We start from the raw sequence: 21,614 nt of genomic DNA, 5'->3' as shown, positions 1-21,614 counted from the left end.
ATACTTAAAAGATTGTATCGATTATGGTGAGGGAAATTGTAATTTGAATTCATTCAGTAGCTACAAAGTAACTGCATCTAAGTGGATTACCATATTTGACTCACCATTTTACCCAGATTCTTTAGATGAAGCTAAAATGCTCTACGAGAAAGTTTTGGAGCGTTTCATAGAATTGGTAGACGAAGCAACCAACTCTGCAAATTTACTTGAAATTATTACAAAAGACCCAGATCCTTTACGTATTCAACTTCTTAGAGTATTTCGGAGGTATGTATCACCAGATACGACTGTAGAAATGACCAAGAAAAAACGTGATATTCCCACTATAATTAACGATTTTGGTGATAGATTTCGTAGCTTAGAAGAAGTTAGAAAAAATTTGCAAAGTCGTCCTGTACCCGATGAAACTCTGATGGCTCTTCTTTTAGAACAGAGTAAACGGGGGCAAAAAGGCTATGACTTGACAGAAGCGTTTTTCTTATGGTTTGACAGAGTATTTGGTAAAAACTATATAATTCGGGGGCCAGTTCGTGCTGGAAAAGATGTAATGCTTGATAAGGTTTTGGATAATTGGGAAGCTCAAACTCCAGCAGATATTTTTATATCTAGATTAGATGGAACCCCCTTAGTAGTTGGATTTGCTCGTTATGACTCTGATAGAGGAGGTTCTCAAGAAGATGATCGGACTGGTGGAAATCGAGATAAAGCAACTGATATTCTCAGATATGCTGATACATATAAAGTGGCTTTAAAAATATTTTTTTTGAATGATGGCCCAGGATTACTACTAGGATCTATGTGGAATGATTACGCTCGTCTAGAAAGTTATGGTAGTGGCAAAATAATGGTATGCACTCTGAAAATGCTTGATGAGAGATTTACACAAGATTGGCTTGAAAGTTGAGTTTGCTATCCCAATCATGTATTACAGTATCAGAGATAAACTCTAATTCTGGTGTTTCTTCAATATATAAATCTAGACCACTTCGTAAGATTCTATTTATACCTATTAAGCACTTTTGTTCATGTTTAGCGGAACTATTTCCGTTAATGAAGTCACCCATTGCTTCTGTGCCTTTAACTAAACGCTGAACTATTGTAGCTATAGCAAGTTGGGAATTATCAATAGCTATCCATTTTCTACCTAACTCTTCAGCTATAACAGCAGTAGTACCACTTCCAGCGAATGCATCTAACACAATATCTCCTTCATTAGATGAGGCTAGAATTATTCGTTTGATCATATCTGGATTTTTTTCTGTTGGATAGCCAGTAATTTTTATATTTTGATTGTGAGCATCTTTGAAGTCAAGCCAAATATCTTGGACTGAAATGCCCTGGCTATTATCTAAATAAACTTTTCTTCTTGGGTTCCCTGTTGGTGACCAGTAAATCTCTCCGCGTGCATCCATTTCGTCTAAAGTTTCTGGAGTATATTGCCAGTGTTTACCAGAAGGAGGTAGCATTCCTCTCCAGGGTTGACCTGTTGCACCTTTTCTTACACCTGGTGCATGAACAGGAACTTTCTTATAAACTCTTCCAGTTTCTTTTTCAACATATTGATATTCTTTCTTTGCAGTAGTTTCAGTCCAAGGGTTAAAAGGCTGATTCCATATATAATTATCTGTTTTTGTGTAAAATAGAATGTAGTCAGAGGTGTTTCCGTACTGTTTACGTGTATAGTTTTTTGGATTACATTTTTTTCTGGTAATCAAATTGCGAAAGTTTTTAGAACCAAAAATTTCATCCATTATAATTTTGACAGCACAAGCCATCTTGTCATCTAAATGTATATAAATAGAACCTTCATCTGATAAAAGTTCTCTTAATAAAACTAGTCGTTGACGTAAAAACTCTAAGTATTCCGCACCTTCCATTAGGTCGTGGTAAGCATGGTCTCTTTGACGAGACTCAAAACTACTCCCTGTTGCATAGGGGGGGTCAATATAAATTAAACTAACTTTACCCGCGATAGTATCATCGTTCAAGAATGAACTAAGAACTCTTAAATTATCTCCATAGATAAGTCTATTTCTTGGATGTTCATCTATACTTATTATGCGATGTAACTTGGCTACAGGACTTTTTAATATATCTTCTATAGGAATTTTTCCTTCATATTCTAGATGAAAAGGAATTATATATTTTTTTTGACTTTTACGATTATTTCGACTAGGTATTCCTGTTGCCATTTGAGTTAATTAATATTTTATTCTGCTTGTTTTCTACTGTTATTTCTTTGTAAGAACTCATCTAAGTCTTTTTGTCTTATACGCCAAATTCTTGGCCCCACTTTTGTAGCTTTAAGATTATTTGATGATATCCATCTTTGTACAGTTCTTTGGTGAACACGAAGAAGTTCAGATACTTCAATAGTTGTTAAAAACGAAATATCTTCTTCACTCTCATTATTATGATGTTCTATATCTTGTCGCATTTGTCGCTAAATTCGCTATTGTACTACTAATTATAATATTTTGCAAGTTTCAGCAGCACCACCAGTACTTGAAACGCTTATATAAATCACTTTTAATTTTGACACCATAAACATTTCACAAAATTAATACCTTGCATCTCGCTATTCAGTAATATCTAATGGCAGAGTTAAATTACAACATCTGCGGCAAAGTTCCGTAAATTATCCTGTCGCCACTTGGCATCTTTTTTACGATTTGTCTGGAACTCTAAAACCCGAATTCCCTTAGTTGGAAGTGGGTTTAATTTTTGCTGTAACTGCTCCCAAGAAGTAATCAATTCATGCTGCACATTATAAGTAGCGCACAATTGAGCAAAATCAATATCCTGAGGAGTGCCAAAAAACTCTTCAAATGGCGGGTCAAATTTAGCAATGGGTAACATTTCAAAAATACCACCACCATTGTTATTGATTAACAAAATTGTGAGATGCCCGACAAACTTATTGCGGATTAAAAAACCATTGGTGTCATGTAACAGAGCTAAATCTCCTGTTAACATCACACTACTTTGCTGGCGATGGGCAATTCCTAATGCTGTGGATAATGTGCCATCTATGCCATTTGCACCCCGGTTAAAGTGCGATCGCACTCCTAAATTATTCGGTTTCCAGAAATACTCCACATCCCGCACAGGCATACTATTGGCAATAAACAGTGGCGTTCCTAGTGGTAAAATCTGAGAAATTAACCAAGCTGCTTTACTCTCGATTATTTCATCTATTTTCCCCATCGTCTGGTCAACAACTAACCTGACCTTGGCTTCTGCATCACACCATTGCTGCAAATAGTCTGAGGATAAAGATAAATTTCCCTCCTCCACTTTTATGTCTTCTACAGATATCCGTAAATGCGTCGTCTTCCCGTGCAAAGGGTCTAGGTTTTGGTCACTCTTGTCAATTATCCAGCGTCGCGGCTGGGTTGCATCTATCCAGGTACGCAGTTCTTTACTTGTAGGCATTTCACCCACCTGAATCACCATTTTGGGCGCTAACTGCTTTGCTAGTTGCTGATTTCGCAAAATCAGGTCATAAGTGGAAATTAAATAGGGGTTGAGTTCGGCGTAATTTCTGACTGGGGAGAGTCCCTCAGCTAGCACAGGCCATTTGAGAGTTTGGGAAAGTTGCGCGATCGCTCTACAATATTTCTCTGGTTGCTGTGGTTGTGCAACACCTGCAATGATAATGCCGCGATCGCATTCTTTCCACTCTTTGGGAATTGGGAATGGCGAAGGGGGCATAGGGTATGGGTTTGCTATTCCTGCGAAAAAGTCTTCTGGGTGAAACTGCGATCGCAAATAACTCAAATCAGTTCCATCAGGCAGAGGCGCTAAAGGATCGCGAAAGGGAATATTCAAATGTACTGGCCCCTTTGTAGGAGTTTGCGCCCTTTCCCAGCTATGAATTACCGTTTGTCGCAGGTAAGCTAGCATTCCCACATCAGCAGAGGGTAAGGCTAACTCTGTTTGCCAATTTGGGTAGTTTCCATATAATCTCAATTGATCTACAGTTTGCCCAGAGTGACAATCTCGCAATTCTGGGGGTCTATCGGTGGTTAATATCAACAGTGGTACGCGACTATACGAGGCTTCTATTACTGCTGAATAAAAGTTTGCTCCTGCTGTACCAGAGGTGCAAACTAGTACCACAGGGCGTCCGGTTGCTTTAGCTTGTCCTAAAGCGAAAAAGGCGGCGGAACGTTCATCAAGAATGGAAATCGCTTCAATCTCAGGTGCTTGTTGAGCAAAAGCGATCGCTAACGGTGTAGAGCGCGATCCGGGGCAAATGATGGCACAAGTCAATCCCAACCGCCTTAGTGTCTCTGTTAAAATATAAGCCCAAAGTTGATTAATATTCCTATAAGCGATCGGCATTAAATCAAACATAGCTATAAAACAATCTTAAATTTTAGATTTTGTCTAGGGAAATTCAATTTAAAATCCATCAATGCGGAGTTGGCTTCAATCACCGCCACGCGAGTTTCTGGGAAAGAAAATCTCCAACCAAACTTGCTGAACTTTCTACAAAATGCACAATTTGCTCTCAAACTTTTATGGACTGCATTCATTTAACGGGAATTCGCGGCTATGGCTACACTGGGTATCTACCAGAAGAACAGGTGCTAGGACAATGGTTTGAGGTGGATGTGAGGTTATGGTTGGATATCTCCACAGCAGCCAAGACTGACGCGATCGAAGACACTTTAGATTATCGCAGCGTCATTAGCTTGATACAACATCTGATCAAAACGTCTAAATTTGTTTTGGTGGAGAAATTGGTAACAACGATCGCAGATTCTATTCTCCAAGAGTGCGATCGTGTAACAAAAGTCCAAGTCACTCTCAGCAAACCTGCTGCACCTATTCCAGACTTTGGTGGCAAAATTAGCATTGAACTGACTAAAAGTAAGTCCAATCTTTAAATCCACACAGTGTGTTTTTTTGCAATATCTATCAGCTAGCAAAGAACAGGGGGTTTCCGTCGAGCTTGGAACTGTCTCATAATGAGAATTTTTTCTGCCATTGCTACCAGCACCTGTTGATTACTAAAAAACACCGCGAGCTGCTGATGAACATTTAACTTGCATATTTTCAGAGGACAGGAATTGTGATTAAGTATTAACCAGAAGCGATAGGGCTAGTATTTTATTTTTAAAATACGCGTAGTGGCATGGCAAGGCTAAAATAGTGCAGTTAAAAATATCTCAACTATCGAGATTTAAGAAACATAATTAATTTTTTATTGCACATATTTACGCTTGCCATGCGATTACAAGAAAACTAAGACTTTTTTTAAAGTTACGGTTTTTATATAAACATTTATAATTAATACGACTTTACTCATCATTAAAGATTTCAGACAGCTTTAGACCGTAATCTAGACCTCATATAATATAAAATATATTTTTTATAGATAAAGTAGTATTAAACTCTTTAATTACAGGTAACAATTAATAATAATTCGGTGTATGTATATTAGTATATTACGTACGACACGAACTAGATTTTTTTAACTTATATTAAAGTAATATACTGTGATTTTATGAAATTTTATTCTTGATTAATTTGTATAGAGATATTATACTTAGTATTTATACTTTCCCAATAAAGAATTATTGTATACATTTTTAAATCAGTTTTTAAGTGCTTGATAATTACATTCTAATTTGAATTTGAGGTTATTAGCATCATATTAGCTAAATGAATTAATCACAATTAGCTTTGATAAGCATACAAATTGCCGGAAATTAATAACATGATGCTATTTACCATTAGTCAGTATTACTATCAAGCAAGAATACAGGGTAGTTAGAGATTGTTTATGATAAGATAAGCATTTTTGACTTGAGTTGACACTGACAACAAGAATCTGAACCTTAGCAAACAGGTTATCGTAACATGTTCGCCCGCAAAATCCTAGTTGTTGAGGATGAAAAAAATATAGCCTCAAATATTAGAAAAAGTTTACAAAAGTTAGGTTACTTGGTATCAGAAATAACTGAATCTGGTGAAGAGGTAATAAAAAAGGTAGCAGAAACTCATCCACATTTAGTATTAATTGATATCTGTCTAGCTGAAATAGACGGTCTCCACGTAGCTGATATTATTCAGAATAACTTTCATGTGCCTGTAGTATATCTAACGGAGTATTCGGAATATAAAACATTAGATAAAAATCAGCTAAGTGAGCCTTTTAGTTACATAGCCAAACCATTTATTGAAAGTGATTTACATTTTGTGATTGAAATGACCCTGTACAAACATCAGAGCAAAAAAATATTATACGAAGAAAAACAGAGGTTGATGACAATTATTAATAGTATGGGTTGTGCAGTGATTGTGACGTATGCAAATGGTTGTATTGAAATGATGAATCCCATAGCAGAACTAATCACTGGTTGGAAGCAAAGTGAAGCGTTGGGGAAAGATTTAATAGAAGTCGTTAACTTAGTTAATAAAGATGTAGGAGAAAAAATTGAAAATTTAGCAACTTATGCAATCGAAGCAGGTGAAATTTTCAATTTACCAGAAAACTGTACGTTAATTACCAAAGATGGCAAAGAAATAGCGATTGGGGATAATGTTGCACCTATCCGCGATCGAGATGGCAATATTACTGGCGCGGTTTTAGTTTTTCAAGACATTACTAAACGTAAGCAGACAGAGGCACAACTGATCCGCAATGCATTTTATGATGGGCTAACAGAATTACCGAATCGTGTTTTATTTTTAGATCGGCTCAGACAAACCATTGAACGTAGCAAACGCAGAAGTGATTATTATTTTGCAGTTTTATTTTTGGATTTAGATGGCTTCAAAGAGATTAACGATCGCTTTGGGCATGGAATAGGGGATGATTTTTTAGTAGCGATCGCTAGACGTTTAGAGTCATGCTTACGTAGTGGCGATACTGTAGCACGATTTGGTGGTGATGAGTTTACTGTTCTTTTGGAGGATATTAAAGACATTACCGACGCTACCAATGTTGCCAAACGTATTCAAGACTCCTTACGATTGCCAGTGAATCTCAATGGATATCAATTATCTACTACAGCGAGCATTGGTATTACTTGGAATTTTAGTAGTTATGAGGAGCCGACAACTCTGCTGCGGGATGCTGATATTGCTATGTACCAAGCTAAACGCCAGGGAAAAGCTACTTATGCCATATTTAGTTAAAGATGGAATATGATACTCTAGGCGCTACTAAGGTTATGGTATACAACCGAGAAGCCCTATAATTCTGTCATGGAAAAAACCGAAAAACAGAATTCAGGAGTCAGTAGCCAGAATGGGCTAAACCTTAGCTATCCGCTGACAGAATTGAATTCTTTATGACTGGCGGACTTAGACAAGCGCTCAGGCGAAGGCTGAAAATAGGTTTAAGCTTGCCACTTTGATTCTGAATTCTGAATTCTGCATTATTCTTCAAAACTTATAACCTCTAGCAATCCAATAGAGCCAGTCTGCGATCGCTTCTTGAGTTTCACTGTCAGCATCAATGGCTACTACTTCAGATAATTTTGCAGAATATACATCATCATCCTTACCATTAATATAAGCAACCTCTACAAACATATCTTTTAGGCATTCATCATCTGGGGCCATTCCCAGTACTTCGACTTGTTTCTCCTCGATAGCACCTGATTTGCGTCCCTTCTTAGTCCATTTAGCCAAAAAGGGGAAATTCAGAGTCTCTTCGAGGTAGTAGTACCAACCCATAGCCCGGTCTTCTTTGTCTTCAGCATCTACAATGATCTCCGTTTTAATGCGATGCTCTCGGTTTTCGTCGGCTTCAACACTAGGCATAAGATAACACTTTGCGTATAATTCATTTTGATAATACTACCAAAATGTTTCTAAAATCATACTTAAATATATCTATTATGTCCGCTTAATTACTTATTCACCTCTAAGAACCCCACTTTTTAATTCCCTCTTTGCAAACTCTTAGAGGATGTTTTAAAAGTTCTTTGGTCGGTAACAAAACGTTTTAGATCCACCTAAATCCACGCCACTTGCTCCACTTGGGGAGACCCCAAGACCGCAGTGGCTCCCCTTAAAAAGGGGGACTTTGATTCCGGTTCCCCGCTTTTGAAGGGGGGTTAGGGGGGATCTAGAAGTGCCTAAAATTACATCTGACCACTTTTAAAACATCCTCTTAGGGCAAGGTGGAGTGAAATTAATACTTTTCGGGTTTTGGGGGAAAGGTTAAGGGTTTGAATTTACCTTTACCCCTTCTTTTTAACCTTTCCCCAGATCAAAACAGAGATTGTTGGGTTTATCCGAAAAGTATTGGGCGTGAAATGACTGTGGAAATCATAACTAATTATTTGGGATATAAACTCTACAAAAAACCGCTTGTCATTGACAAGCGGTTTTCTAATTATTGTTCTTAAAGGGAACTTATTCGTTGCACCAAGATGCAAAGTTTTTCTTAACGCTCAAGCGCAAAATTTATCAGAGATTAAACAAGTCTCAAATCAGGATAATTTGCTAACACATCATCAGATGTGAGCGTATCATTTTCAGCTTGAGGAGTCCAAAGAACTTCAATTGCTAGAAGCTTCTCGCTAGGGATACTACCAATTTGCCGCAAAGCTTGACGCAAATCCTCAGCACTATTAATAGCTGTAGGGATTTCAAACTTACCTAGTGTCGCCGCGAGCAAGGTGACGATAATGTATTCACCAGGGCCTTCGGTAAATAGGCGGGTGGGGTTGTCGAGTTCACCAGCCTGAGGTAAAGCTTCTTTGGCAAGGGCTGCTTTGAGCTGGTTGTTGACGTTAGAAAGAGTTTCTTCGCTAAACTTGCTGCGTTCTGCCAGTGACAGCCGATTAAACTGACCTTCAGCTGAATTCAAGCTGGCTTGTTGAGTGCCACCACCTGCATATACAAAGTATTCGGGATGGCGGAGTAAAGCTAGGCTGGCTTCTTGGAGAATTTCTGCTCTGCCTTCTGGGGTGTTAGTATCAGCAGTTTCAGCAATGTTGTTGAGTTCATTTTGCAATTCACGAGCTTGAGCTAACAAACCTACTTGCAAACGAGTTACAGAAACAGGAGAGTTACTGCTGTAATCTGCTTCTGGAGTTTCACCGCTAGAGACGCGGCGGAAAGTTTGCAGTAAGAAATTAGCGATCGCCAAGAAAATTAAGATGGTAAATATACCACCAAATCCTCCCCCAATACCCCAGAAGGGAACTATGAAGGGAAAGCCAAAGCCACCACCAAAACCACCACCAGGATAGTATCCGCCCCCACCAGGAGGTGCATAAGTCCGCGGTGTATAGGTGCGGCTGGAGGAAGGCATTCTAAAGGAGCCACCACCGATACGACCCCCACTGCGGGCTGCTAATGCGCCATCAGCGTGACCAAGAGCCAAAGCTAGCACCAAGCTTAGGGCTAAGAAGGTTTTTAACAGCGGTTTGATGGTTTGTTGTAGTTTTTTACGCATAAGACAATCGCTTGAAAAACGGAATTATTATTTATGATCTCTCCCGTTCTTGGGAGTAGTGTTGCAGGATGTCGCTAAGGCTAGCCCGTAACAAGCAACTTTGTAGCATTCACTTTTAGAGGCTACATATTCAATTTACCGCGTCTTATCTTGGGGAAGTAGCGATCGCAGGGGGGATTTCTCGACTGGGGAACCGTACCTGAAGACATGTTTATCCTCCAAGAAATTGCGATGTCTACGATGGGCTACGCCTACGGGCAATGGTTTACTATGCCTTGGACTAGTAGTTTCAGACTACAGTTTTGAATTATACAGATGATTTTAATTTTTAGTGATTATTTTGACTAATTTTTTTAATCCTTCACTGAATAAGTAGTACTACTTCTGAACTGATTACTCAATATTTAGCATGGGCAAAACGCCTTGCTAACGTCAATAGCATTCATTAATACATCTATGCGCTAAAAAATTACGTATACACAGAAGATCGTAAAGTGTCTGTAATACTTGTCAGTCATTCTAAATAGACATCATATCACTACTAAATAGTTACAAAAATTTTGCCATTTTGGCACAACAGTCCAAATATTTAGGATATTCTATTGAACGTAGCTAAATTTCGGAATTTTCGCAGTAATTGTTCACTGAGCAATTTCGCTACAAGTGTTACCTTTGATTTTTTGTTCATTATGCACAGAAACTCTCAAATAATGAGAGATTTGCAACAAAAATAAAATCAACACAATAAAAAAACAATCTTCCTGACTAATCTTCTAAAATAGGCTTCAAATTTGTATACCAAATTCGTTTTAAAAGAAATAAAATAATAATGATGGCTTTGAAAGTAATCCTAATTGTAAATATTAAAAACTATTTGAAATATAGTCATCAACTTTATTATGGAACATATTTCTCAACTAACAGCCGAAATCAGAGACAAAGCTGCATACCCAGATATCCTAGTTATATCCCGGATTTTCATGCCGAAAGAAGCTGTAATTGGGGAATATATCTACAATCGCTGTCTTCAAGATCCAGAACGAGTAATTGTGCTGGCAGCTAGTTGCTCAGGAGATCGAGTATTTGATGAAGGTCAACAATTTCCTGTGTATCGCTGGTATTATCCTAGATGCTGGCGTAGCGGCTATGTGGGAAATATCCTAAAGCCTTTGGTCAATATCGTCTGCTCATTTGTCCTAGCAATGAAACTCTATTTTCGCTATCACTATCGTTATATAGAGTGGGGCCACGGCTATGATTTTCCTTCACTGTTGCTATTGAGCTATTTGTTACCTATTCGCTTTTTTATCTATCTGCACGGCAACGATCTTCTTTGTACTTTACACAATCCCGTGCTGCGATCGCTATTTAAATTAACACTCAAACGCGCTGAAGGTATTGTTTGTAACAGTTCTTATACAAGAGACTACCTTAGAACTTCTTTCCGATTAGATACTCCTACCCACGTCATTAACCCCGTAATCAGACCAGAAAAATTTGGTAATAATGTAGCCAGTCCCAGTAGTCTTGATGATTTACGGGTTCGCGTGCGTCAGGCATACAACATTCCCGATTCAGCAATAGTTATTCTCTCCATCGGCAGATTAGTAAAACATAAAGGTTTTGACAGAGTAATTGATAACATCCCAATATTGCTAACTTTTGGGGTTGATGTCCACTATATACTCTGCGGTGAAGGGTCAAGTGAATCGGAACTGAAATCTCTGGCGCATCGTTTGCGAGTTGATAAGCGCGTTCACTTTGCCGGATATGTACCAGAGCGAGAATTAGCAGGTTATTATGCAGCTTGTGATATATTTGCCATGCTGACTTTATCGGATACTAAACCTAATAATATGGAAGGTTTTGGTATGGCTTATTTAGAAGCAAGTTACTTCGGTAAGCCTGTAATTGCGGCTCGTTTAGGCGGTGTTTTAGACATAGTTCACCATGAAGAAAATGGCATACTGGTTAATCCCAATTCTGGTTATGAAGTTTTTCAAGCTTTCAATCGGTTGTGCAAAGACCAACAACTACGCGAGCAACTCGGTCGTAAAGGTAAAGAATTAGCCAAGCGTAGAACCCTTCATCGATCGCTTTATAAATCAGAGGTAAAAAACGCAATTTTGTGAAATGAATGCACATTGAGAAATCACCAAAATCTAATTCCAGTAATCTACAGCAATCCTAAATCATTCGCGCTCAACAAGATTCCCAACTTATTTAATAAGTCCGGGATCTGTGGTTTGCAATTCTTGCTATAGCAGTCCTAAATCAGAAAATTCAAAAAATACTAACAATGGTAATTTGCTATAAGTTTTATTTATAAAAAGTCTCTACCAAATTGCTTCACAAATGAGCAAGATTGCAGTGTAAAATCTCGCTTGTGATGTGATTAAATGTGCAATGAAAAATATCTGGTTTCGTATAGAGCAATACCTTCGGCGTTACGCAAAGCGCCAAATTCAATCTTTTGTATTTACAGTCATTGGATGTCTTGCTGTTGTAAGTGCGATCGCCTTTGGGACAATGTATGTTGTGGCTCAACCTGCTTCAACTTCATCTGAACGTCCTGTTGTTAAAGCACCAAATTTCGGGCGACATTTTCAAGAATTTGGGCGTGAAGGCTCTATCTTGATTTACGACTCAAAAAATAACCGCATCTATGAACACAATCCTCAACGTAATGCAACAGCGATTGCTCCAGCTTCAACATTCAAAATTTTTAACGCGCTGGTAGCTTTAGAAATAAGTATACTTCCCGATGATGTGGCAGTTCTCACTTGGGATGGAATTCACCGAGAAATTGATGCCTGGAATCATGATACAAATTTGCGTCAAGCCTTTAAAGATTCAACTGTTTGGTTCTACCAAGTACTAGCACGTAGGGCTGGATATGAACGGATGCAGCAATTTATTAACAAAGTAGGTTACGGGAACCGTAAAATTGGTATCGCCGCAGATATCGATCGTTTTTGGCTACAACAGCAGCTATTACAAATTACACCCAAAGAGCAAATTAAGTTTTTGCAAAGGTTGTATCAAGGCGATTTGCCTTTCTCGCAACGGACAATAAATCTTGTCAAAGACATTATGATCCGCGAACAAACTCCAGATTACACATTGCGAGGAAAGACGGGATGGTTAACGAGTAGCAAACCAAATGTTGGTTGGTTTGTGGGTTATTTAGAGCAAAACAAAAACGTCTATTTTTTCGCCACAACCCTTGATATGCTTAAAGCAGAGGATGCACCCACCCGCATCGAGATTACACGACGCAGCCTTAAAGATTTGGGCTTGCTGGCTCAAATCAACTAACCACCTCCGACAATAGTTACCACTTCTAAGCGATCGGCTAGCTGTACTTTTGTTTGCGGCCAAAACTGGCGGTGTAAAATTTCGCCATTATATTCTACAGCCACCAAGCGGGGGTTAAAACCCAACTGTTGGAGTAAGTCGGGTAAAGAAGTTTGAAATGAGCAGCTATGGGTTTCCCCATTTACCTGAATCGTAATCTCGTTAGACATAAATGTGGGGAATTGGGAATGGGGTATTGGTTACTCACTTTGGGCTAATGACAAATGACTCTTTTAGAGTTCTGGTTTAATGCGATTAAGTTGGGAGAGCAAATATTGTGTCACGAGGGTAGGCTGTTCGGCTTGCATGAGCGATCGCACCACCGCTACACGTTTTGCTCCAGCATCGATCACATCATTGACATTATTGGCATCTATTCCGCCAATCGCAAACCAAGGAATTGAGCAATTTTTGGCGGCATAGCTGACGTATTCTAGCCCTGTTGCTGCCTTACCTACTTTCGTGGGAGTTTCATAAACTGGCCCCACGCCAATATAATCTACACCTTCAGCTATTGCTGCTTGCATTTCTTCTTTATTTGTGGTAGAAAGCCCTATCAGACGTTGCGAACCCAGTAATTGCCGAGCAACAGTAATAGGCATATCTTGTTGTCCCAGATGCACCCCATCGGCATCGACAGCTAAAGCTACATCCACGCGATCGTTAACAATAAACAAAGCACCGTAGATGTGGCATAACTGGCGTAATTTTCTCGCTTGTTCTAGACGCAAAGAATCATCGGCGGTTTTATCGCGGTACTGTAAAAGCGTTAATCCACCTTTGAGTGCAGCCTCGACATTGCTCAACAAAGTTTCATGTGGGGAAGTCACAAGATACAAATGCGATCGCCACAACAATTGATGGCGCTGATGACCCATTAAACTACTTTCTAGGGTATAAACCTGATAGCGCATCTGCTTACAAGCTTTAGCCATATTTGGCTGGTATAGCTTGCTGTATTCTTCCAATACCCGTAATGCTTCTTCTATCCGGCAAAAGTTAGCTTGCAAGACCGATTTTATACTAGCTCGTTGTTCTTCTTGAGGATGGGTTAATTCAGTCCCAGGATCGCCCGGTGTATCTCGCGCCGCCCGCAATTCGGAGGTATGCCACTTGGCTACTTCTTGTCGCAGCCGCTTGCATTCAAGAGCCAACTGGGCATTATTCAACCCAAACCGACACCATTCCTCGATAATTCGCAAGCCCTCACGAGCGCGATCTAAATTGGCATCTAAAATGCGGTAAACAACTTGCTGTATTTGCTCTTTTTGGCTGTATGGCTCGACCATTACAACAACCCCATTAGTGCTTTCATCGAAGTGTGAATTATCATAAGTCCTAGTAACCATAAGTTAATTAATTTGCTTTTTTTTACTAATTTTTGCGGAATCTACGCAAAACAACGTAGTAGTGAGGGTTACGGTAAATTATCCCATGTTCCTATAGACAGTGATAAGGGTAGTTTGAGGCTACAGTTTCGCACTGAGCTTAGTCAAGTGTTTTACGATAGACAACAAGCTTACAAAAGACTGCCAAAAGGGAATACACCAGAAAATCCACAATAGATATATTATCTAAAACCTTTGTAGAGACGTAATACTGCTAGTCTCTACAAGGGTTTTGGATAACGCATATTTAATTTCATTCTTATATTTAAATAGATATAAGAATGAAAATGACGTAGGCACAATTTATGAATTGTGCCTACAAATTATTTTGGGCAACGCACAATTAATTTCTGGAGATGTCTAATATCATTTATTACTATGTATTAAATATCGCCAATCGGTCAATATATGAGTAATATTATCGACATAATACTCTCTAGAGAGTATAAGAATTTATGATTACTTATAAGGAGTCGTGTTAAATATGATTCTTCCTCGTGTGTTTACTGAGTACCGTAGAGTAAATGTTCTGTTTCGAAAGCTGAAGTTTCTGAAATCAGCAAGGCTTTTATTTTTTAGTTTTTCAGTATTATCTTTTACTGTAGGTATGGGGGCGGCAAGTATAGCGTTTCTGGGTATCAGCCTGGATAGTGCGTTAGCGGAACTCGCCGTTGGCGCAGCCTCTCGTAGAGAAGGCATCGCTCAGATGCCATCGACACCAGATTCAGCGCCTCTGAATCAGAAAACACCTTCTCAGGCTAATGTGCTATTTGTCAACCCTGGTGTTGGAGATGACAAGGCAGGCAATGGCAGCGAATCCGCTCCCATAAAGACGATTACCCAAGCCTTGCGATTAGCTAACGCTAATACTGTAATTATGCTTTCCCCCGGCACTTATAGCGCCGAGACAGGAGAGGAATTTCCCTTAATACTGAAACCGGGTATTTCAATTCAAGGCAACCCCAGCAATCAAGGTAAAGACATTATTATTCAAGGAGGCGGTGATTACCTAAGTCGGAGCTTTGCCGGCCAAAATGTCACAATTGTTGGAGCAAACCAAGCCTTGCTTACTGGGGTGACGGTGACGAACTCTAATCCTCGTGGTTACGGTTTATGGATTGAATCTAGTAATCCGGTAGTCGCAGAAAATACATTTACTGGCAGTACTCAAGATGGGATTTCTGTCTGTGGTAATGCTGCACCGACCATTAGTAAGAATTACTTCGATCGCAATGGAGCCAATGGCATCACAATTGCCGGTAATTCCAGTCCCCAAGTCAAAGAGAATGTTTTTCACAAAACGGGTTTTGGCATTAATATTGCTCAAAATGCTGCTCCTATACTTATAGGTAATCAAATTCAGAACAATAGATCGGGAATTGTGGTGCAAGCAAATGCCCGCCCGATTTTGCGGAATAATATTATTCAAGATAATAAAGAAGATGGTTTAGTTGCGATCGCTCAAGCAATGCCAGATTTGGGTAGTGCATCGGAACCTGGAGGTAATACATTTCAAAATAATGCCCGCTACGACATTAACGCCAGCGCTGCTAAACAGGTGATTTCTGCTGCTGGTAACAACCTTGTGAGCGATCGCATCACTGGCAAGGTAGATATTAATGGTACAACAGCACTAGCAACCCAAAATTCTCAACCAGTTCCCAACAACGTATTACGACAAATACCACCAACTGGGGAAATCTCCTTCTCGGCTCCCGAAATCTCTGAAACTACTAATGGGCAAACCAGCAACAGCATTTCAGCAAATAATCCTGTTTCTGGGCAATTAAACAGTCAACTGCTGCCATTAATGCCAGCAAATAATGTACCGCCTTCCCCGCCTATATCCAATCAACAACCACCCACTTCTAGCGTCGCCGGATTTCCTACTCCTAGCAGCTTGTCAGGTAGACAAATACCAATTAACGCACAGCCACCTGATACACCACAGTTAAATTACGTGCGGATCGATCCTAATACCATTGAGTTTACTGCCCCTGAGTCCCCATCCAATTCAGTTGCACAGCCACCAGCTTCAAGTATGAGGAATCAAACACGGCAGCCATTACCAATGTTAGAAACTGGTGCTTCAGCACTTTTACCACTTCCCGATCGCAATATCCCCATTGTTAATACTCGCAATCTGCAAACAAGTTCTGCAAGTATTCCCGATAGTGGTAACTCTGCAAGACAATTTGGTGTACGTTATCGGATAGTAGTGCCACTTGCAACTGATAAGGATCGAGATTTAGTAAAATTCCTTGCTCCTGGTGCGTTTCCCACAGTTTGGCAAGGTCAAAGAGTTATGCAAGCAGGAGTATTTAGTAGTGAATATAACGCTAAAGAAATGCTCAAAACACTCTCTAGCAAAGGTTTAAGAGTCATTATGGAGCCGTTGAATTAATTGGGCATTGGGCAAAAGATATGCAATTAGCGAGAAAAGCGCCTCAAAATGAATATTGATCCACATTAGAAAAGCGATCGCTTTCCTACTGTGGAGAGGCATCGCTCTTTTAGTCAAGGGGGCGATCGTATTTTGGGAAGTCGGTCAAAAGGCGATCGCGTTTAGGCATAAGTTGAATTAGCGATCGCGCTATCAGTCCCAAGGAGAATTGACGACTTATATTTATTCGTTCGTTGCAGTAAGTTTGGCAAATATGAAGGTCAGATCCTTTTTATTCCTTTTTTTGATTGTCATTGGCGATCGCGGGTCAAAATGAAATCAATCGACTTGAGAGAGCGATCGCTTTTCTAATGTGGAAGAGGCAATCGCGGTTTCATCAAAGGAGCGATCGCACACCCTTATATCTGCGCTGATTTGGCGACTTGCGTCTGGATACAGCAGGCTGACTTTTTTCCGTTTTACCAACTTTCGGTAATTGGGGATCGACTAAGATATCTAGGGCAGACAAATGACGAAACTCGACGGAACAAGGGGTAGCGTTATCGTCAGTATGCCAGATTTTTATCGTTTTACCAACATTCGGTTATTTGTTGGGTAAAAGCGCAGTCAGGCTAACGGCTCAAATCAGCGGCGGTAGATCGCCTCGGACTCTGCCCTAGCAGCTAGAGTCCCTCCGCTACATTTAAATTGCTAGCCCTTTGCTGTATGCTTAAAAGCAGTTACTCCCAACGTCAGTAATGACCATCAAAACCCAAAAAATTTTGATTTTGGCAGCAAATCCCAAGCAGACAGCACGTTTGCGTCTTGATGAAGAATTGCGTGATATTAAGGAAGGTTTGCAAAGGGCGCAAAATCGGGAGAATTTTGATCTACGGTATGATTTGGCAGTACGTCCGAGGGATATTCGCCGCGCTATTTTAGATTATCGACCAAACATTATCCACTTTTCTGGGCATGGTGCAGGGGTACAAGGATTAGCTTTTGAAGATGAAACTGGAAACGAACAGCTAGTTACGGGAAAAGCATTAGCTGGACTTTTTGGACAGTTTTCTAATCAAGTAGAATGTGTGCTGTTGAATGCTTGCTACTCCGAAGTCCAAGCAAAAGCGATCGCCCAACACATTAATTATGTGATTGGCATGAACGATCAAATCGAAGATAAAGCGGCGATTGAATTTGTTGTGGGATTTTACGATGCACTTCTGGCTTACAATTCCGAATATGATTCTGGTTCGCCTGTAGAGTTTGCTTTTAATATTGCCCGGAATGCGATTGAGTTAGCTGGTGTGTCTGGCGAGTCGATTCCTGAAATTAAAAAAAAAATAATTTAACTCCCCATCACTTACCTTCAGGAAATCTTACCAATGTCCCAGAATTACCGCCGCACTTTTTACCCCGTCCTGAAGAACTTGTACCCTTAAAACACAAAGTATTTTCACTAACAAAACAACCTGTAGGAATTACAGGGAAAAGCCGCCGTGTTAGTGTGCAAGGAATGGGCGGAATTGGCAAAACAGTCTTAGCTACAGCACTGGCGCGGGATGAAGAAGTCAGAAAGGCGTTTCCTGATGGGGTGTTTTGGGTAACATTTGGACAAACACCCCAGATTTTAACTTGGCAATCCTATCTTGCCCAGGTGTTGGGCAACAAGCAAGCGGCTTTTACTGAAATTGGATTGGCGAAAGCACGATTGCGGGAGTTATTTGCACATAAAGCTTGCTTACTGATTTTGGATGATATTTGGCGTTTGGATGATGCGACAGCGTTTGATGTGTTAGGAGAACACTGTCAAATGTTAGTTACCACCCGTAATACAGCGATAGTTACGGGGTTGGGAGGGGAAGAATATCAGCTTGCGGTTTTAGATGCACAACAGGCGTTAGCACTTTTGGCAGATTGGGCAAATCAACCGGAGATATTGCACCCCACAGAGCAAAATGATGTCGCCAAGCAGGTAGCAAGGGAATGTGGATATTTACCCTTAGCATTGGCGATGGTAGGGGCGATGATGCGCTTTAAACCGCCAAATCGCTGGCACAATATTTTAGAAAAACTACGTAGTGCTGATTTAGAGAAAATCAAACAACAGTTTCCCGATTATCCTTATCCGAATTTACTCAAGGCAATTCAGGTGAGTGTGGACAATTTAGATAAGAATTACCAACAGCGATATTTAGATTTTGCGGTCTTTCCTGAAGATACACCCATACCAGAGGCAGTTTTGCAGACTTTTTGGGAACCTTTGGGTTTAGATGAGTTTGATAGCCAAGATGTTATTGATGAATTGGTGAGTAAATCTCTGGCTTTGCGGGATGAAGTCGGAAATTTGCGATTGCATGACTTGCAATTTGATTATGTCAGAAAGCAGCACGCCACCTTAGTAACCGAAAGTGAGGGGATAGGGTGTTTACACACTCGTCTATTGAATGCTTACGGCGAAAAATACCCCGAAGGTTGGCATAGTTTACAAAATGACGGCTATATCTGGCAAAATTTAGCCTATCACTTGCTGGCTGGGAGAAGGGAAACGGAATTACAACAACTGCTGTGTGATTTTTGCTGGTTGCAGGCGAAGTTGGAGAACATCAATATTAATGCTTTGCTAGCAGATTATGAGTTTTTACCGGAAGATGAAAATTTACAGTTAATTCAAGGTGCATTGCGACTGTCAGCACATATTTTAAATCAAGATAAACAGCAATTGCCAGGGCAACTAATAGGGCGGTTGCTGGGTTTTGAAAGAGATGAAATTCAGGCATTGTTAAAGCAGGCGCAGCAATGCAAAACCCCAAGCTTGCTTCCCCAGACAGCCAGCTTGGCTCCCCCTGGCGGTTCCTTAGTACGTACCCTAGCAGGTCATAGTGGCTGGGTAAATGCAGTTGCCCTCACTCCAGAAGGTTTGTACGTAATTTCTGGTTCCCAAGACAAGACCCTTAAAGTCTGGAATTGGCAAACGGGAGAACAACTGCGTACCCTAGTCGGTCATAGTGACTCGGTAAACGCACTCGCCCTCACCCCAGAAGGTTTGTACGTAATTTCTGGTTCCCAAGACAAGACCCTCAAAGTCTGGAATTGGCAAACCGGAGAACAACTGCGTACCCTAGTCGGTCATAGTAAGCCGATAAGTACACTTGCCCTCACCTCAGATGGCAAGTACGTAATTTCAGGTTCCCATGACAACACCCTTAAAGTCTGGAATTGGCAAACCGGAGAACAACTGCGTACCCTAGTCGGTCATAGTAAGCCGATAAGTACACTCGCCCTCACCTCAGATGGCAAGTACGTAATTTCAGGTTCCCATGACAAGACCCTCAAAGTCTGGAATTGGCAAACCGGAGAACAACTGCGTACCTTAGTCGGTCATAGTGACTTGGTAAATGCAGTTGCCCTCACCCCAGATGGCTTGTACGTGATTTCTGCTTCCAGTGACAAGACCCTCAAAGTCTGGAATTGGCAAACCGGAGAACAACTGCGTACCCTAGTCGGTCATAGTAACTCGGTAAAAGCACTCGCCCTCACCCCAACCCCAGATGGCTTGTACGTGATTTCTGCTTCCCTTGAAACAACCTTCATCTGGAATTGGCAAACCGGAGAACAACTGCGTACCTTAGTCGGTCATAGTGACTGGGTAAATGCACTTACCCTCACCCCAGATGGCTTGTACGTGATTTCTGCTTCTCGTGACCAGACACTCAAAGTCTGGAATTGGCAAACAGGAGAACAACTGCGTACCCTAGTCGGTCATAGTTTTTGGGTAAATGCACTCGCCCTCACCCCAGATGGCTTGTACGTGATTTCTGGTTCCGATGACAAGACCCTCAAAGTCTGGAATTGGCAAACCGGAGAACAATTGCGTACCCTAGTCGGTCATAGTGACTGGGTGTTTGCACTTGCCCTCATCCCAGATGGTAAGTACGTGATTTCTGCTTCCCGTGACAAGACCCTCAAAGTCTGGAATTGGCAAACCGGAGAACAATTGTGTACCCTAGTCGGTCATAGTGACTTTGTAATTGCACTCGCCCTCACCCCAGATGGTAAGTACGTGATTTCTGCTTCCAGTGACAAGACCCTCAAAGTCTGGAATTGGCAAACCGGAGAACAATTGCGTACCCTAGTCGGTCATAGTGAATTGGTAGAAGCACTCGCCCTCACCCCAGATGGTAAGTACGTGATTTCTGCTTCCCGTGACAACACCCTCAAAGTCTGGAATTGGCAAACCGGAGAACAATTGCGTACCCTAGTCGGTCATAGTACCCTAGTAGGTCGTAGTAACATAGTAAATGCACTCGCCCTCACTCCAGATGGCTTGTACGTGATTTCTGCTTCCAATGACCACACCGTCAAAGTCTGGAATTGGCAAACAGGAAAACAACTGCGTACCCTAGTCGGTCATAAGGACTTAGTAAGAACACTCGCCCTCACCCCAGATGGCTTGTACGTGATTTCTGCTTCTTTTGACAAGACCCTCAAAGTCTGGGATTGGCAAACTGGAGAAGAACTGCGTACCCTAGTCGGTCATAGTTACTGGGTACAGGCACTCGCTCTCACCCCAGATGGCTTGTACGTGATTTCTGGTTCCCGTGACAACACCCTCAAAGTCTGGAATTGGCAAACTGGGGAAGTAATTGCCAGTTTCGTAGGGGATGGGGCAATATCTTACTGTGCTGTTGCACCCGATGGAGTGAGAGTTGTTGCTGGGGATGGATCAGGAGAGGTGCATTTTTTGCGATTGCAAGGCACAAAAGAGTAATTCATAATTTGTAGTTGGGCTGAGTCAGCCAGCCTGACATTTGCGTCATTTAACTCTCATAAGCTTTACATGGTAAAGCTTTACCCTAAAATTCGTTAGGCAAAAGGCATTCTTGCAAAAGAATTCTAGAAGATTAGGGTAAAGCTGAGTTTTTTTCACACAATTAAATAGGACTCCTATAGTTGAATTATATTTATGATACTTTTGGGCGCGATCGCCTTCGCCGTAAATCGGGTTAAGGCAAAAAAACTCATCATCTAATACTTCAACACGACTTTGAAGTACCTC

General features: G+C 40.8%; 17 protein-coding genes. 9 read left to right on the top strand and 8 right to left on the bottom strand.

The annotated features are described in order from the left end of the window. Positions 1-43: 43 nt before the first annotated feature. The gene (locus tag V7K44_RS26465; RefSeq protein ID WP_334935959.1) at positions 44-904 is read left to right on the top strand and encodes a hypothetical protein; all 861 of its coding nucleotides are present in this window, start codon (positions 44-46) and stop codon (positions 902-904) included. Here the strand turns inward: V7K44_RS26465 and V7K44_RS26460 are convergent. The 3 genes from V7K44_RS26460 to menD form a co-directional block, all read right to left on the bottom strand. Next, positions 879-2,192, bottom strand: coding sequence for a site-specific DNA-methyltransferase (locus V7K44_RS26460; RefSeq protein WP_334935957.1), 1,314 nt, complete (start codon positions 2,190-2,192; stop codon positions 879-881). The genes V7K44_RS26465 and V7K44_RS26460 overlap by 26 nt on opposite strands. A gap of 17 nt (positions 2,193-2,209) precedes the next feature. Then, positions 2,210-2,437, bottom strand: coding sequence for a helix-turn-helix domain-containing protein (locus V7K44_RS26455; RefSeq protein WP_334935955.1), 228 nt, complete (start codon positions 2,435-2,437; stop codon positions 2,210-2,212). Positions 2,438-2,604: 167 nt separating this feature from the next. After that, positions 2,605-4,359 carry a 2-succinyl-5-enolpyruvyl-6-hydroxy-3-cyclohexene-1-carboxylic-acid synthase gene (gene menD, locus V7K44_RS26450; protein ID WP_334935953.1) on the bottom strand — a complete coding sequence of 585 codons (1,755 nt, stop codon included), beginning with the start codon at positions 4,357-4,359 and terminating at the stop codon, positions 2,605-2,607. Between the two features lie 167 nt (positions 4,360-4,526). Here menD and folB point away from each other — a divergent pair, with 167 nt between their 5' ends. Together folB and V7K44_RS26440 are read left to right on the top strand one after the other, a co-directional pair. After that, entirely contained in the window at positions 4,527-4,895 is a 369-nt protein-coding gene (gene folB, locus V7K44_RS26445; RefSeq protein WP_069073964.1) for a dihydroneopterin aldolase, read from the top strand. 976 nt (positions 4,896-5,871) lie between these two features. After that, positions 5,872-7,152, top strand: a complete 1,281-nt coding sequence (locus V7K44_RS26440) for a GGDEF domain-containing response regulator (RefSeq protein WP_334935951.1) — start codon at positions 5,872-5,874, stop codon at positions 7,150-7,152. 249 nt (positions 7,153-7,401) lie between these two features. Here V7K44_RS26440 and V7K44_RS26435 read toward each other — a convergent pair whose 3' ends face one another. Both V7K44_RS26435 and V7K44_RS26430 read right to left on the bottom strand, forming a co-directional pair. Then, positions 7,402-7,782: a calcium-binding protein gene (locus V7K44_RS26435; RefSeq protein ID WP_334935949.1), complete on the bottom strand. Its 381-nt coding sequence runs from the start codon at positions 7,780-7,782 to the stop codon at positions 7,402-7,404. A gap of 658 nt (positions 7,783-8,440) precedes the next feature. Continuing rightward, a complete protein-coding gene (locus tag V7K44_RS26430) occupies positions 8,441-9,427 on the bottom strand; it encodes a DUF1517 domain-containing protein (RefSeq protein ID WP_334935947.1) in 987 nt (328 codons plus the stop codon). A gap of 899 nt (positions 9,428-10,326) precedes the next feature. On the opposite strand from V7K44_RS26430, the gene V7K44_RS26425 reads away from it, so the two are divergent. Beyond that, a complete protein-coding gene (locus V7K44_RS26425; RefSeq protein WP_334935945.1) occupies positions 10,327-11,559 on the top strand; it encodes a glycosyltransferase family 4 protein in 1,233 nt (410 codons plus the stop codon). A 274-nt stretch (positions 11,560-11,833) separates the two neighbouring features. Continuing rightward, positions 11,834-12,745 (top strand): class D beta-lactamase, encoded by a 912-nt coding sequence (gene blaOXA / locus V7K44_RS26420; RefSeq protein WP_334935943.1) that lies wholly within the window; start codon positions 11,834-11,836, stop codon positions 12,743-12,745. Here blaOXA and thiS read toward each other — a convergent pair. Together thiS and V7K44_RS26410 are read right to left on the bottom strand one after the other, a co-directional pair. Then, on the bottom strand, positions 12,742-12,954 hold the full coding sequence (gene thiS, locus V7K44_RS26415) for a sulfur carrier protein ThiS (RefSeq protein WP_334935941.1): 213 nt from the start codon (positions 12,952-12,954) through the stop codon (positions 12,742-12,744). The two genes, blaOXA and thiS, sit on opposite strands and share 4 nt — an antisense overlap. A gap of 63 nt (positions 12,955-13,017) precedes the next feature. Continuing rightward, a complete protein-coding gene (locus tag V7K44_RS26410; RefSeq protein ID WP_334935939.1) occupies positions 13,018-14,133 on the bottom strand; it encodes a thiamine phosphate synthase in 1,116 nt (371 codons plus the stop codon). Positions 14,134-14,656: 523 nt separating this feature from the next. Here V7K44_RS26410 and V7K44_RS26405 point away from each other — a divergent pair. Together V7K44_RS26405 and V7K44_RS26400 are read left to right on the top strand one after the other, a co-directional pair. Continuing rightward, the gene (locus tag V7K44_RS26405; RefSeq protein WP_334935937.1) at positions 14,657-16,576 is read left to right on the top strand and encodes a DUF1565 domain-containing protein; all 1,920 of its coding nucleotides are present in this window, start codon (positions 14,657-14,659) and stop codon (positions 16,574-16,576) included. A gap of 55 nt (positions 16,577-16,631) precedes the next feature. After that, positions 16,632-16,757, top strand: coding sequence for a hypothetical protein (locus tag V7K44_RS26400; RefSeq protein ID WP_334935935.1), 126 nt, complete (start codon positions 16,632-16,634; stop codon positions 16,755-16,757). A gap of 137 nt (positions 16,758-16,894) precedes the next feature. Here the strand turns inward: V7K44_RS26400 and V7K44_RS26395 are convergent, their stop codons facing one another. Further along, a complete protein-coding gene (locus V7K44_RS26395) occupies positions 16,895-17,041 on the bottom strand; it encodes a hypothetical protein (RefSeq protein WP_334935933.1) in 147 nt (48 codons plus the stop codon). Between the two features lie 272 nt (positions 17,042-17,313). On the opposite strand from V7K44_RS26395, the gene V7K44_RS26390 reads away from it, so the two are divergent. Beyond that, positions 17,314-17,907 carry a CHAT domain-containing protein gene (locus V7K44_RS26390; protein ID WP_334935931.1) on the top strand — a complete coding sequence of 198 codons (594 nt, stop codon included), beginning with the start codon at positions 17,314-17,316 and terminating at the stop codon, positions 17,905-17,907. A gap of 155 nt (positions 17,908-18,062) precedes the next feature. Beyond that, on the top strand, positions 18,063-21,326 hold the full coding sequence (locus tag V7K44_RS26385) for an NB-ARC domain-containing protein (RefSeq protein ID WP_334935929.1): 3,264 nt from the start codon (positions 18,063-18,065) through the stop codon (positions 21,324-21,326). The last annotated feature ends 288 nt before the right edge of the window (positions 21,327-21,614 follow it).

It is taken from the genome of Nostoc sp. (assembly GCF_036917235.1).
GTDB lineage: Bacteria > Cyanobacteriota > Cyanobacteriia > Cyanobacteriales > Nostocaceae > Nostoc.
This window is presented reverse-complemented; position numbering and strand designations above follow the sequence as displayed.